The organism is Streptomyces sp. NPDC047525 (assembly GCF_040643025.1).
Lineage (GTDB): Bacteria > Actinomycetota > Actinomycetes > Streptomycetales > Streptomycetaceae > Streptomyces > Streptomyces durmitorensis.
This window is the reverse complement of the sequence record NZ_JBEYTL010000006.1, coordinates 481745-495876: the sequence shown is the minus strand read 5'-3', so window position 1 is coordinate 495876 and position 14132 is coordinate 481745. Positions and strand designations below refer to the sequence as shown.

General features: G+C 70.2%; 13 protein-coding genes. 9 read left to right on the top strand and 4 right to left on the bottom strand.

Features of this window, described 5'->3' with window-relative positions; all coding sequences use genetic code 11:
* Positions 1-54: 54 nt before the first annotated feature.
* From ABZ833_RS20405 to ABZ833_RS20390, 4 genes are read right to left on the bottom strand one after another with little or no spacing between them, the layout of a single operon-like run.
* Complete coding sequence (locus ABZ833_RS20405; RefSeq protein ID WP_361048551.1) at positions 55-618, bottom strand: hypothetical protein; 564 nt, start codon at positions 616-618, stop codon at positions 55-57.
* 6 nt (positions 619-624) lie between these two features.
* Positions 625-1491: a carbohydrate ABC transporter permease gene (locus ABZ833_RS20400; protein ID WP_361048549.1), complete on the bottom strand. Its 867-nt coding sequence runs from the start codon at positions 1489-1491 to the stop codon at positions 625-627.
* On the bottom strand, positions 1488-2477 hold the full coding sequence (locus tag ABZ833_RS20395) for a sugar ABC transporter permease (protein WP_361048547.1): 990 nt from the start codon (positions 2475-2477) through the stop codon (positions 1488-1490). Before ABZ833_RS20395 ends, ABZ833_RS20400 begins: the two co-directional genes overlap by 4 nt.
* A gap of 11 nt (positions 2478-2488) precedes the next feature.
* The gene (locus tag ABZ833_RS20390; protein ID WP_361048545.1) at positions 2489-3790 is read right to left on the bottom strand and encodes an extracellular solute-binding protein; all 1302 of its coding nucleotides are present in this window, start codon (positions 3788-3790) and stop codon (positions 2489-2491) included.
* 301 nt (positions 3791-4091) lie between these two features.
* Here ABZ833_RS20390 and ABZ833_RS20385 point away from each other — a divergent pair, with 301 nt between their 5' ends.
* From ABZ833_RS20385 to ABZ833_RS20345, 9 genes are all read left to right on the top strand, one after another.
* Entirely contained in the window at positions 4092-4736 is a 645-nt protein-coding gene (locus tag ABZ833_RS20385; RefSeq protein WP_249591624.1) for a GntR family transcriptional regulator, read from the top strand.
* The gene (locus tag ABZ833_RS20380) at positions 4733-5668 is read left to right on the top strand and encodes a dihydrodipicolinate synthase family protein (RefSeq protein WP_361048543.1); all 936 of its coding nucleotides are present in this window, start codon (positions 4733-4735) and stop codon (positions 5666-5668) included. The genes ABZ833_RS20385 and ABZ833_RS20380 overlap by 4 nt, the downstream gene beginning before the upstream one ends.
* Positions 5665-7380, top strand: a complete 1716-nt coding sequence (gene araD / locus ABZ833_RS20375; RefSeq protein WP_361048540.1) for an L-arabinonate dehydratase — start codon at positions 5665-5667, stop codon at positions 7378-7380. Before ABZ833_RS20380 ends, araD begins: the two co-directional genes overlap by 4 nt.
* A gap of 99 nt (positions 7381-7479) precedes the next feature.
* Positions 7480-8436, top strand: a complete 957-nt coding sequence (locus ABZ833_RS20370; protein WP_361048538.1) for a sugar ABC transporter permease — start codon at positions 7480-7482, stop codon at positions 8434-8436.
* Positions 8437-8468: 32 nt separating this feature from the next.
* Positions 8469-9344 (top strand): carbohydrate ABC transporter permease, encoded by an 876-nt coding sequence (locus ABZ833_RS20365; RefSeq protein WP_361048763.1) that lies wholly within the window; start codon positions 8469-8471, stop codon positions 9342-9344.
* A 34-nt stretch (positions 9345-9378) separates the two neighbouring features.
* A complete protein-coding gene (locus ABZ833_RS20360; protein WP_361048536.1) occupies positions 9379-10593 on the top strand; it encodes a Gfo/Idh/MocA family oxidoreductase in 1215 nt (404 codons plus the stop codon).
* Positions 10594-10600: 7 nt separating this feature from the next.
* On the top strand, positions 10601-11455 hold the full coding sequence (locus tag ABZ833_RS20355; protein ID WP_361048534.1) for a PmoA family protein: 855 nt from the start codon (positions 10601-10603) through the stop codon (positions 11453-11455).
* Complete coding sequence (locus ABZ833_RS20350; protein WP_361048532.1) at positions 11452-13005, top strand: family 43 glycosylhydrolase; 1554 nt, start codon at positions 11452-11454, stop codon at positions 13003-13005. The genes ABZ833_RS20355 and ABZ833_RS20350 overlap by 4 nt, the downstream gene beginning before the upstream one ends.
* A 29-nt stretch (positions 13006-13034) precedes the next feature.
* The gene (locus tag ABZ833_RS20345) at positions 13035-14078 is read left to right on the top strand and encodes a right-handed parallel beta-helix repeat-containing protein (protein ID WP_361048530.1); all 1044 of its coding nucleotides are present in this window, start codon (positions 13035-13037) and stop codon (positions 14076-14078) included.
* The last annotated feature ends 54 nt before the right edge of the window (positions 14079-14132 follow it).

The following is a 14132-nucleotide window of genomic DNA, read 5'->3' as shown; positions in this document are numbered from 1 at the left end:
ACAGGTGCTGATGTGCGGATGGCTCGATGCGGGCCGGTCCTGGAACGCGGGGCGTCAGGCCGCCGTGCCGCGCCGTTCGACTGCCAGCGCCGCCGCCGCGACCATTCCCAGCGCGGGAGCCGCGAGCGGCAGGGTGAACCACGCGGAGGCCACGACCACGGCGAAGCCGCACACGATCACCAGCGAACCGGCGGGATCGCGCAGCGTGCGACGCACCGCTTCGGTCAGGAGCGCGCGCCACGACGCCCCGGGGCGCCAGTTCGCGGCCGCCCGCAGGCCGGTGACGACCAGGACGAACAGGGCCACGACCCCTACCGCGCCGACGAACGCGCCGCCGGGCAGACCCGCCCGTACGAACGCGATGTCCGCCAGGAGCAGGGCGAGCGCCGCCCAGCCTGCGAGGCCCACCAGCCAGCCGCGCCGCGCCGCCGCGCGCAGATCGGCGGTGAACTCCCGCCACCCCGAGGTCTCGTGGGCCAGATGCCGGTTCAGGTGACGGGCCCCCGCGGCGAAGGCGGCGGGCAGCGTGACCAGGGGCAGGGCGGCGAGCGCGATCCACACCCCGGTCAGCAGACATTCGGCGAAGGTGCCGAAGCGGTCCATCGTCCTGGCCTTCATCGGCGCTCAGCCCTTCAGACCCGACGTGGCCATACCGTCGATCAGGTACCGCTGGAAGGCCAGGAAGAACGCGAGGACCGGCAGCAGCGCGACGAGGGACATGGCGATCATGCCGCCGTAGTTGGCAAGGCCCTCCTGGTCGACGAACATCTTCAGGCCGAGCGAGACGGTGTACTTGGAGGGGTCGTTGAGATAGATCAGCGGACCCATGAAGTCGTTCCAGGAGTTGATGAAGGTGAAGATCGCGCTGGTGATCAGGGCGGGCCTGCACAGCGGAAGCACGATCGACCAGTAGATGCGCAGATGCCCGCAGCCGTCGAGCCGCGCCGCCTCGTCCAGTTCCTTGGGCAGGTTCCGCATGAACTGCACCATCAGGAAGACGAAGAAGGCGTCCACCGCCAGATACTTGCCGAGCAGCAGCGGCGTGTAGGTGTTGATCAGGCCCATCTTCTGGAAGAGCACATACTGCGGGATCAGGAGCACGTGGTACGGCAGCAGCAGGGTGCCGATCATCAGCGCGAAGAGCACGTTGCGCCCGGCGAACTTGATCCGCGCGAAGGCGTAGCCCGCGAGGGAGCACGAGAAGAGCACTCCCACGACCGACCCGAGCGCCAGGAAGAGGGAGTTGGAGAAGAAGGTGGAGATGGAGATGTCGGCGATGCCGTCGGCGAGTCCGGCGTAGTTCGCGACGATGGGGTCGGTGGGGAACAGGTCGAGGCTTCCGACGATCTCGTCGTTCGCCTTGAACGAGCCGCCGATCGCCCAGATCACCGGGTAGAGGACGACGGCCAGAACCGCCAGGGAGCCGACGTGCCAGGCCAGCGAACCGGCCCCGCGACGGCGGCGGCCGGACAGTGCGCTCGGCGCGGTCATCGGGATCCCTCCTCGTAGTGCACCCAGCGCTTCTGGGACCAGAACAGGACCGCCGTCACCAGGGCCACCGCGAGCAGCAGCATCCAGGCCATGGCCGATGCGAGGCCCATCCGGCTGTTCTCGAAGCCCTGGACGTAGAGGTAGCAGGTGTAGACGAGCGAACCGTCCGCCGGGCCGCAGGCGTTGCCGCCCGCGCCGCCGCCGACGATGTACGCGGAGGCGAAGATCTGGAAGGAGTGGATGGTCTCCAGGAGGACGTTGAAGAAGAGGACCGGGGAGATCATCGGCAGGGTGATGTTCCAGAACCGCCGCCAGGTGCCCGCGCCGTCGACCTCCGCAGCCTCGTACAGCTCGCGCGGCACCTGCTTCAGACCGGCCAGGAAGATGACCATCGGCGCGCCGAACTGCCACACGGTCAGCGCGATCAGGCTGTAGATGATCCACTGCGGGTCGCCGGTCCAGCCGCCCACGTCCATGCCGAAGATCGCCCGCTGCGTACGGTCGACGATCGCATCGTCGGAGAAGATCGCCTTCCAGACGACGGCGATCGAGACGCTGGCGCCGATCAGGGACGGGGCGTAGAACGCGGCCCGGTAGAAGGCCTGTCCGCGCCGCTTCTGGTTGAGAAGGAGCGCCACGCCGAGCGCCGCGGCCAGCTTGAGCGGGGTGCCGACCACGACGTACCAGAGCGTGACCTCCACCGACTTGCGCCAGCGCGGGTCGCCGAACATCTCGGTGAAGTTGTCGAGGCCGATCCACTGGGGGGCGTCGAACAGGTTGTAGTCGGTGAACGCGAAGTAGAGCGAGGCGACCATGGGCCCGGCGGTCAGGACCAGGAAGCCCGCGAGCCAGGGCGACATGAAGAGGAACCCCGCGATGTTCTCGCCCCGCCGTCGCCGCCGCGCGGCCGCGGGGAGGCGGGTACCGCGCGGCGGCTTCGGCTTCTCGGGGACGGCCGGGGCCACGGGGGTTCGGAGGGACGCCATCGTGCCGCCCATCAGGAACCGAGCGCGGTTTTGCACTCGGTGAAGAACTGCTTCACCGCTTCGTCCACCGACCGCTCCCCCAGGGCCAGTTCCTCGGCGATCCGCAGGAACGCCGACTCGCAGACGTCGGCGCCCGCCGGGTGCGGCGTGATGGGCTCCAGGACATCGGCTTCGACCAGCTGCTCCTCGTACGCGGCGATCTCCTTGTTGACCGCGGCGATCACCTTGTCCTTCTCCTCGGCCGGCTTGTACGCCTCGTACTGCGCGGTCGTGGTGGGCACCCCGCGGTCGTATCCCATGATCTTGGCGACCTCGGGGTCGTGCACCATGAAGTCGATGAACTGCGCGACCTCCTTGGGGTGCTGGGTGCGCTTGGAGCCGCTGAGCATCAGTGAGCCGAGGTACTGCCCCGTCTTCTTGCCGTCGGTGGTCGGGAGCGGCGCGAGGCCGTACTCGCTCTTGCCCTCGGCGGTGTAGCGGACGGTGAAGTTGTCCCAGGTGAACTCGCAGGCGGCGATCTCGGCGGCCACGGCCGACTTGGGCTTGATCTGGGCGACCTTCTTCGGGTCGGAGTAGATCCCCGACTTCACCCCGGCGTACCCCTTGGTCCACCACTCCTTGAGGTCGGCCTCGTCGAAGCCCAGGCCGTCCTCGGTGAAGAAGGCCTTGCCCCGCTGGCGCAGGTAGGGGTCGTAGAGGTACATGACGCCGTACAGCCCGCTGTCGCCCGACCTTCCCTGCTTGTGGATCTTCTCCATCGCGGAGTGGTAGTCGTCCCAGGTCCAGCCCATCTTCGGGGTGACCCCGGCCTTCTCGAAGACCGGCTTGTCGATCACCAGGGCCATGGAGTTGCTGCCGACCGGAACGCCGAGCAGCTTGCCGTCGACCTCGCCGAACTTCTCCAGGCCCGCGCGGAACCCTTCGAGGCGCAGGTTCCCCGCCTTGGCCTGTGCGTGCAGGTCGAGCAGCACGTTGCGCTGGTCGTACTTGCGCAGGAAGCCGATCGCGTTCTGGAAGACGTCCGGCGGATTGCCCCCGGACGCCTGGGTGTTGAACTTCTTCCAGAAGTCGAGGTAGGGCTGGAAGTCCGTCTTCACCTTGATCTTCGGGTACTTCTTCTCGAAGAGCTCGATGGTCCGGTTGATCCGCTTGGCGCGGTCGTCGGAGCCCCACCACGCGTACCGGATGGTGACGGTCCCGTCCCCCGACCCGCTTGTGCCACCGCAGCCCGCGGCGGTCAGTCCGAGGGCCGCCAACGAGCCGCCGGCCAGTTTCAACAGGCCGCGCCTGTCAACTTCCCCATTCGTCGGCACAGTTCGTCCTCCGCTACGCGATTGAATCGTTTTAGGAAAGCGCTTGCCGGGACAAGGTAGGGAGCCGGGGTGAGTACGTCAACGGTTCGGGCAGGAACTTGTCGAAGCGCTTCGAGCCCCAGCGGTCCAACTCCACCGCACCGAACGGTTTTTCCTGCGCGAAACATTGACGCGGGCCGATGGGCGCCCTAGCTTCATCGCGTCGTACTTCGTACGTCATATATGAGACGCGATACGCGATGACGGCACCACGGCTTCACGCGATGGCTGCACCACGGCTGCACGACGACTGAGAGCATCGATGAACTTTGCGCCCCACCCCATCCCCTCGCGCACGCAGTACGTGCTCGAGGCGGTCAAGCACCGTATCCTCACCGGGCAGTTGGCGCCCGGCCAGCCCCTCGTCGAGACCGAGCTCGCCGCCCAGTTCGCGGTCTCCAAGACGCCCGTCCGGGAGGCGCTGAAGACACTCGCAGGGACCGGGCTCGTCGTCATGAGCCAGTACAAGGGCGCCACCGTGCGCACGGTGGACGCGGCCATGGCGCAGGAGGTCTACGACGTCCGTCTGCTGCTCGAACCGGAGGCGCTGCGCCGCACCGTCCGCTCCGGCGCCCTCCTGGAGGAGGCGCGCGACGCCCTGGAGCGGGCGGACACCGCTGCGGACGCGGCCGAACGCTCCCTGGCCAACCGGGAGTTCCACCGCGCGCTCTATCTCCCGTGCGGCAATCCGCTCCTTTCCCGCATGCTCGACGAGGTGCGCGACCAGGCGGCCCTGGTCTCCGCCGTCGCCTGGGCCACGCTGCCCTCCTGGGAGCGGGAGGCGGCCGAGCACCGGGAGATCCTGCGGCTCGCGCTCGCCGGGGAGGCCGACGCGGCGGCCGCCGGACTCCACGACCACATCGCCTCGTTCGTGCGGCGCGCGTTCCCGGAGGGGGATCCTTCATGACCGGACCTGGGCCCGGATCCAGCCACAACTCCCGCTTCGACTCCCTGCGTTCCGCGCTCGCCGACGTCGTGGCGATCCCGGTGACCCCGTTCGCCGATGACGGCTCCGTGGAGCGGGACACCTACCGCGCCCTGGTGCGACGGCTCGTCGACGGCGGCGTCCACACGCTCACCCCGAACGGCAACACCGGCGAGTTCTACGCCCTGAACCCCGAAGAGCGGCGCCTGGTCACCGAGTTGACCATGGAGGAGGCGGGCGGCGAGGCCACCGTGCTCGTCGGCGTCGGCCATGACCTGCCGACCGCGGTCGCCGCCGCCCGGCACGCGCGGGACGCCGGTGCGCACATGGTGATGGTGCATCAGCCCGTGCATCCGTACGTGTCCCAGGACGGCTGGGTCGACTACCACCGTGCCATCGCCGACGCCGTGCCGGACCTCGGCGTCGTCCCCTACATCCGCAACCCGCGGCTGACCGGCCAACGTCTCGCGGATCTCGGGGCGTTGTGCCCCAATGTGATCGGCGCGAAGTACGCGACGCCGGACGCCGCCGCCTTCGCCGCGTTCGCGCGGGACGCGGGGCTCGAACGTTTCGTGTGGGTGGCGGGGCTCGCCGAGCTGTACGCGCCCGCGTACTGGGCCGTCGGCGCGACCGGCTTCACCTCGGGCCTGGTCAATGTCGCGCCCGAGGTGTCACTGCGCATGCTCCAAGCCCTGCGGGCGGGTGACTACCCGGCGGCCATGGACGTCTGGGAGCTGATCCGGCGCTTCGAGGAGCTGCGCGCCGCCGACCAGTCCGCCGACAACGTCACCGTCGTCAAGGAGGCCCTCGCCGCGCTCGGTCTGTGCCGCCGCGAGGTGCGCCCGCCGAGCCGGGTCCTGCCCGTCGAGCGGCGCGAGGAGATAGCGTCGCTGGTGAAGGCGTGGTCGCCATGAGGCCGGACGAACTGCGCAGCCACCAGTGGTACGGCACGGACGGCCTGCGGTCCTTCAGCCACCGGGCGCGCACCCGGCAGCTCGGGTATCTGCCCGAGGAGCATCTGGGCAAGCCCGTCATCGCGGTCCTCAACACCTGGTCCGACATCAATCCCTGCCACGTCCATCTGCGCGACCGCGCCCAGGCGGTCAAGCGCGGGGTGTGGCAGGCGGGCGGCTTCCCCCTGGAGTTCCCCGTCTCCACGCTCTCGGAGACCTTCCAGAAGCCGACCCCGATGCTCTACCGGAATCTCCTGGCCATGGAGACCGAGGAGCTGCTCCGGTCCTATCCGGTGGACGGCGCCGTGCTGATGGGCGGCTGCGACAAGACGACGCCCGCCCTGCTCATGGGCGCCGCGAGCGCCGACCTGCCGACCGTCTTCGTGCCGGCCGGGCCCATGCTCCCGGGGCACTGGCGCAATGAGGTCCTCGGGTCCGGCACCGACATGTGGAAGTACTGGGACGACAAGCGCGCCGGACTCATCGGCGACTGCGAACTGGCCGAGCTGGAGAGCGGGTTGGCCCGCTCCCCCGGCCACTGCATGACCATGGGGACCGCCTCCACGCTGACCGCGGCGGCCGAGGCACTCGGCGTGACGATGCCCGGCGCCTCCTCCATCCCCGCGGTGGACTCCGGGCACGACCGGATGGCGGCCGCGTCCGGCATCCGGATCGTCGAACTCGTCCACCAGAAACTGACGTTGTCCAAGCTGCTCACCCAGGACGCCTACGCGGACGCGGTCGCCACCGTGCTCGCGCTCGGCGGCTCCACCAACGCCGTCATCCATCTGATCGCGATGGCGGGCCGCAGCGGCGTACGGCTCACGCTCGACGACTTCGACCGGATCGCGCGGACCGTGCCGGTCCTGGCCAACCTGCGTCCCGGCGGGCAGTACCTCATGGAGGACTTCCACTTCGCGGGCGGACTCCCGGCGTTTCTGGCCCAGTTGACCGACGTACTCCATCTGGACCGGCCCACCGTCGCCCACGACACCCTGCGGGAGCAGCTCGCGGGCGCCACCGTGCACAATCCCGAGGTCATCCGCCCCCGCGACAAGCCGCTCGCCGACGAGGGCGGAGTGGCGGTGCTCCGCGGCAACCTCTGCCCGGACGGCGCCGTCATCAAGCACATCGCCGCCCAGCCGCACCTGCTGCGGCACACCGGCCCCGCGGTCGTCTTCGACGACTACCAGCAGATGCAGCGCACCATCAACGACCCCGCGCTCGGCATCACCGCCGACCACGTGCTCGTACTGCGCGGCTCCGGCCCGCTGGGCGGGCCCGGCATGCCCGAGTACGGCATGCTCCCGATCCCCGACCATCTGCTCAAGCAGGGGGTGCGCGACATGGTGCGGATCTCCGACGCGCGGATGAGCGGCACGTCGTACGGCACATGTGTGCTGCACATCGCGCCCGAGTCGTTCGTGGGCGGGCCGCTCGCCCTCGTCCGTACGGGGGACCTGATCACCCTGGACGTCGAGGCGCGCTCGCTCCATCTCGACGTGTCCGACGAGGAGTTGGCGCGGCGACGCGATGCGTGGACGCCGCCGCCCGCGCGCTACGGACGCGGCTACGGCGCGCTCTACAGCGAGCAGATCACCCAGGCCGACACCGGCTGCGACTTCGCGTTCCTGGCCCGCGAGGGCGAGGTCCCCGACCCGTACGCGGGCTGAGCCCTCCCGACCATCCTTTTTGTACGAGATCTCGAACAACGTCTGCGAAGCGCTTCATCTCGCCGACTGTGTGCCGCCCATGAGAACGGAGAAGCAGACATGGCCTCAGCTGTGGCGAAAGCGCCACCGCAGCCACCGCCCCGGCGCCGCACGCCGGGTGCGCACCGGCGCCGAACGGGAGCGACCCCGCGCCGCCTCCCGTATCTGCTGATCGCGCCGGCCGGACTCCTGATGCTGGGCTTCATCGCCTACCCGGTCATCAGCGTCTTCTACTACAGCCTGCGCCACTACAACCCCACGAAGCCCTGGCGTGACGGCTTCGCGGGCTTCGACAACTTCGTCACCGCGTTCACCGAGGACCCGCAGTTCTGGCAGACGCTCGGCTTCAGCCTGCAGTGGGTGGCCGTCGAGGTCGTCCTGCAGCTGCTCCTGGGCCTGGGGCTCGCACTGATCGTCAACCAGACCTTCATCGGCCGTGCGATGGCGCGCGCCCTGGTCTTCTCGCCGTGGGCCGTCTCCGGCGTGCTCACCTCGACGATCTGGCTGCTGATCTTCAACTCGCAGACGGGCATCACCCGTTACCTCGCGGACATGGGGATCGGCTCGTACGGCACGTCCTGGCTCTCGGACACCAGCACCGTCTTCCCGGCCGTCGTCGTCGCCGAACTCTGGCGCGGCGTCCCCTTCTTCGCGATCCTCATCCTCGCCGACCTGCAGTCCGTCTCGAAGGATCTCTACGAGGCCGCGGAGGTGGACGGCGCGAGCCGCCTCCGGCAGTTCTTCCACATCACGCTGCCGCACCTGAAGGACGCGATCATCCTCTCCACGCTGCTGCGCGCGGTCTGGGAGTTCAACAACGTCGACCTGCTCTACACCCTCACCGGCGGCGGCCCCGCGGGTGAGACGACGACCCTGCCGCTGCGCATCGCGTCCATCGCCGTCGACTCGCACGACTTCGGCTACGCCTCCGCGCTGACCTCCATCGCGTTCGTGATCCTCCTCTTCTGCTCGATGGTCTATCTGCGGCTGAGCAAGTTCGGAGGTCAGGACAAGTGACCACCACTCAGCACCTCGACAGGGAAGCCCACATGGCGGCCACCACCGCACCCACCAGGCCGCGCGACGGCGGCCCGCGCGCCCCCAAGCGGCGCGCGTGGGACGAGGCCCCCCGCTGGCAGATCTATCTCCCGCTCGGCCTCTACCTCCTCTTCACGCTCATCCCGTTCTACTGGATGCTGCTCTTCGCGATCCGCCCGGCGGGCTCGACCTCGCTGCTCCCCTGGCCCATCACGTTCGAGCACTTCGACAAGGTGTGGACCGAGCGGAGCTTCGCGCTCTTCTTCCAGAACAGCCTCATCGTCGGCGTCCTTTCGATGCTGATGACGACGCTCGTCGCCCTGGCCGGCGGCTATGCCCTCGCCCGTTTCGACTTCAAGATCAAGCGCGGCTTCATGCTGGCGCTGCTGTGCTCGCAGTTCATCCCCGGCGCGCTGATGCTGGTGCCGCTCTTCCAGATCTTCGCCAACCTCCAGATGATCAACTCCCTCGGCAGCGTCATCATCGCCGAGGCCGTCTTCCAGCTGCCGCTCTCGATGATCCTGATCAGCGGGTTCATCAAGAACGTGCCGTACTCCCTGGAGGAGGCCGCCTGGGTCGACGGCTGCGGACGCTTCCGCGCCTTCTGCGCCGTGGTCCTGCCCCTGCTGCGGCCGGGTCTGATCGCGGTCGGCTCCTTCGCCTTCGTGCACAGCTGGAACCACTTCCTGTTCGCCCTGATGTTCCTCTCCAACCAGGACAAGCAGACGATCCCGGTCGGCCTCGCCACCCTGATGGGCGCCGACAGCGTCGACCTCGGCGCGCTCGCGGCGGGAGGCGTCATCGCCGCCCTGCCCGTCGTGATCGTCTTCGCCTTCATCCAGAAGTGGCTGGTCACCGGGTTCAGCGCAGGGGCGGTGAAGGGATGAGCCACCTGCCGTCATCCCTTTCGGGGAGGATCCGATGAACCCAGGCCCTGGGCCCGCGGCGCCCCGCACCGCGCTGCCGCTGGTCCTCGCCGGTGCGCGCGGGCACGGCAGATGGCACCTGGAGAACATCCGGCGCCTCCAACAGGCGGGCCGCGTACGGCTCGTGGGGATCTGCGAGCTCGAACCGCTGGCCGGCGCCGAGCTCGACGGGCTCGGTGAGCCCGCGCAGTCCGCGGACTTCGCCGGTCTGCTCGACGCCACCGGAGCCGCCGTCGCCGTGATCTGCACGCCGATCCCCACCCACGCGGACCTGGCCGTCGCCGCCGCCGCGCGGGGCGTTCACCTGCTCCTGGAGAAGCCGCCCGCCCCTTCGTACGCCGACTTCCGGCGGATCACCGACGCGGTGGCCGCCGCGGGGGTGGCCTGTCAGGTCGGGTTCCAGTCGCTCGGCTCACATGCCGTGCCCGCGATCCGCGCGCTGGTCGCCGACGGGGTCATCGGCGCGTCGATGGGGGTCGGCGCGGCGGGTGCCTGGGCGCGCGACGAGGCGTACTACCGTCGCGCGCCCTGGGCCGGGCGGCGCCGTCTGGACGGCGTGGACGTCGTGGACGGGGTCCTGACCAACCCCCTCGCCCACGCCGTGGCCACCGCCCTGGCGGTCGACGGCTCCCCGCGGGCCGATGACATCAAGCGGGTGGACACGGAGCTGTTCCGCGCCAACGCCATCGAGTCCGACGACACCTCGTTCGTGGGGGTCACCACCGCGAGCGGCAGCCGTATCGGCGTCGCCGCGACCCTCTGCGCCGAGCGTCCCGACGAGCCGTACGTCATCGTGCACGGCACCCAGGGCCGCATCACGTTCTGGTACAAGCAGGACCGGGTGCTCGTGCAGCGCGCCGGACACGGTCCCGAGGAGGTCCTTCACGGGCGGACGGACCTCCTCGAGAACCTCGTCGACCATCTCGCGGACCGGGCCGAGCTGCTGGTCCCGCCGGCGTCGACGGGCGCCTTCATGAAGGTCGTCGAGTCGATCCGCCGGGCACCCGACCCGCTCCCCCTGCCCGTCGAGGCCTGGCGCTCCGTGCCCGGTGAGCACGAGGGCGTGCGGCGCCGCATCGTGCACGGCATCGACGGGCTCGTCGCGGCGAGCGCCGACACGCTGTGCGGCTACGCGGAGCTCGGCACGTTCTGGGCGCTGCCCGGCCCCGTGCCCGATTCCCGTCCCATCGCCGAGACCCCACCGAGGTGAGAACGCCATGAACAGAACCGCGACCGACACCGCGCTCATGCTGCGCTGCTCGGGCCGCCCCGTCGGCCGCTACGTCATCCACCCCTCGGCCGACGCACGGCTCGCGCCCCGCCCCTACCTCCACCCCGTCCGCACCTTCGGCGGCCTCCCCGTCACCGAGTACGGCCCCGCCGACCACCCCCACCACCTCGGCGTGGGCGTCGCCGTGCCCGACGCGGCGGGCCGCAACTTCTGGGGCGGGCGCACCTACGTACGCGACCAGGGGCCGACCGAGCTCGACAACCACGGTGAACAGCGCCACCTGGAGTTCAAGCTGCGCGACCCCGACGGGTTCGTCGAGGAGATCGGCTGGCTCGACGGCGAGTGCGAGCTGCTGCGCGAGCGCCGCACCGTCGCCGTCACGCCCCTCACCACGTCCGCCTGGGCCCTGGACTTCACGTTCTCGCTCACCAATCCGGGCGCCGCGGAGATCTCCCTCGGCAGCCCCGCCACCAACGGCCGTCCCGGCGCCGCCTACGGAGGCTTCTTCTGGCGTGCGCCCAAGGAGCGGCAGGCCCCCGAGGTGTTCACCGCGGACGCCGACGGCGAGGCCGCCGTGCATGGCGCCGCTGCCGACTGGCTGGCCCTCGCGGGCCAGGGCTGGACCCTCGTCTTCGCCGGGGCGACGCCCGAGACGCGGCTCGATCCGTGGTTCGTGCGGACCGAGGAGTATCCGGGTGTGGGCTCCTCGCTCGCGCACGCGCGGCGCCTGCCGATCGGCCCCGGCGAGACCGTCGTACGCCGCGTCATCACTGTCGTCGCCGACGGCCGCCCGAGCCGGGCCGAGGCCGCCGGGCTCGTCCGCAAGGCGGTGACCGCGTGAACGCGCCCCGGGCTGCGGTCCCGTACAAGTTCGGCGACCTCGGTGACGGGACCTATCGCAATCCCGTCCTCGCCGCCGACTGGTCCGACCCCGATGTCGTCCGGGTCGGCGACGACTTCTACCTCACCGCGTCCAGCTTCGGGCGCGCCCCGGGCCTTCCGCTGCTGCACTCCCGCGACCTGGTGAACTGGACCCTGATCGGGCACGCCCTCGATCGCCTCGAACCCGCGGAGTCGTTCGCCGCGCCGCGCCACGACTGCGGGGTGTGGGCGCCGTCGATCCGGCATCACGAGGGGCGGTTCTGGATCTTCTGGGGCGACCCCGACCACGGTGTGTTCCAGGTCAACTCCTTTGACATCCGGGGCCCTTGGAGCGCCCCGCACCTCGTCAAGGAGGGCAAGGGCCTCATCGACGCCTGCCCGCTGTGGGACGAGGAGCGCGGCGAGGCATATCTCGTGCACGCCTGGGCCAAGTCGCGCTCCGGCGTCAAGAACCGGCTCACCGGCCATCGCATGAGCCTTGACGGGCGTGAACTCCTCGACGAGGGACAGGTGTTGGTCGACGCCGACCGGATCCCCGGCTGGTTCACGCTGGAGGGGCCCAAGCTCTACCGCCACGACGGCTGGTTCTGGATCCTCGCTCCCGCCGGCGGGGTGGAGACCGGCTGGCAGGGCGCCTTCCGTTCACGGTCCTTCCACGGACCCTACGAGGAGCGGATCGTCCTGGAGCAGGGCGACACCGCCGTCAACGGCCCCCACCAGGGCGGCTGGGTGCGCACCCCCTCCGGCGACGACTGGTTCCTGCACTTCCAGCAGCGCGGCGCCTACGGCCGTGTCGTCCACCTCCAGCCGCTGCGCTGGGGCACGGACGGCTGGCCGGTGGTCGGGGACGGCGGCGCCCCCGTCGACGTACACAAGAAGCCCGGACTGCCTCCGCAGCCCGTTTCCGCGCCCGCCACCGACGACGACTTCCCCGGCGGGCGCCATGGCCGACAGTGGCAGTGGTCCGCCAACCCCCTTGACGGCTGGGCGACTTCGCACGCCGCGGACGGTCTGCGCCTTGCCTGTGTGCGGTCCGCGGACGCCCACGACCTGCGCCGCCTGCCGCACGTCCTGACCCAGCGGCTCCCGCTCACGCCGTGCACCGTCGAGGTCGGTCTGCGGCTCGACGGCACGGCGGCCGACGCCAGGGCCGGGCTCACCGTGCTCGGCGACGCCTTCAGCTGGATCGGCCTCGAACGTGACGGCGCGGGGACGGTCCGGCTCGTCCACCGGTTCGCCGAGTCCGTCGCCGAGCGGGAGCGCGACGCCGAGCATCCGCGCCCGGCCCCGGACGGCACCGCACGGCTGCGGATCGACATCGCGGACGGCGCCCGCTGCCGCTTCCTGGCCGACACCGGCGACGGATTCCGTCCCTCGGGCCAGGTCTTCGCCGCGACGCCGTGGCGGTGGGTGGGCGCGCTGCTCGGCCTGTTCGCCACGGCACCGGCGGGACGGAACGGGGCCGGGACGGCTCTGTTCACGCACTTCCGCGTCACCACCGCCGACTGACCTTTCCCGTACGCCTGTTGGGAGCCGCAATGGAGCAGCACCTGCACAGCACCAGACGCCTGAGGGCACGCGCCTTCGCCGCGGTGGCCGCGCTGGCCGTCGTCCTCGGCCTGACGACCGTGCACGATCCGGCGCCGGCCTCGGCCACACCGGCCCAAGGCCGTCTCTCCGGCACCGCGCACGGCTTCGCCTCGCTGGCCGGGGGCACCACCGGGGGCGCGGGCGGCAAGGTCGTCACCGTCACCGACCGGGCCTCGCTCGCGCAGTACGCGGGCGCCGCCGAGCCCTACGTCATCCGCGTGAAGGGCACCGTGGCCGTCGAGCCGTTCGGCTCGGACATCGTGGTGGCCTCGGACAAGACGATCGTCGGCGTCGGCACGTCCGGCGAGATCGTCCACGGCGAGCTGCACCTGAACCCCGGCACGAGCAACGTCATCATCCGCAATCTCACCATCCGCGACTCGTACGTCGAGGGCGACTGGGACGGCAAGACGCAGGACTTCGACGCGATCCAGATGGACTCCGTCGACCACGTCTGGATCGACCACAACCGCCTCACGCGCATGGGCGACGGCCTGATCGACCTGCGCAAGGACAGCGAGTACGTCACCGTCTCGTACAACCGCTTCGAGAACCACAACAAGGCGTTCGGCATCGGCTGGACCGACCAGGTCAAGACGCAGGTGACCATCGACCACAACTGGTTCAGCGGCACCAAGCAGCGCAATCCGTCCGCGGACAACTGCGCCTACGCGCACCTCTACAACAACTACGTGTCCGCGCAGGTCGCCGACGGCGACCCGGTGTGGACCTACGGCAACTGGGCGCGCGGCAAGACCAGGATGGTCATCGAGAACAGCTTCTACGAGGACGTCCAGCACCCCTACCAGGCCGACGAGACGGCCGAGTTGGTGCAGCGCGGCTCGATCGCGAAGAACACGACGGGGCGCCACGACACGCACGGCGCGGCCTTCGAACCGCGCGACTTCTATGCCTACGACCTCGATCCGGCCGCCGCGGTACCCCGCCTGGTGAAGAAGTTCTCCGGGCCGCAGAAGGCGCTCGCCCCCTGACCCCACAGCACCCCACAGCACCTCGCAGCACCCGTACACGTACACCCGTACATC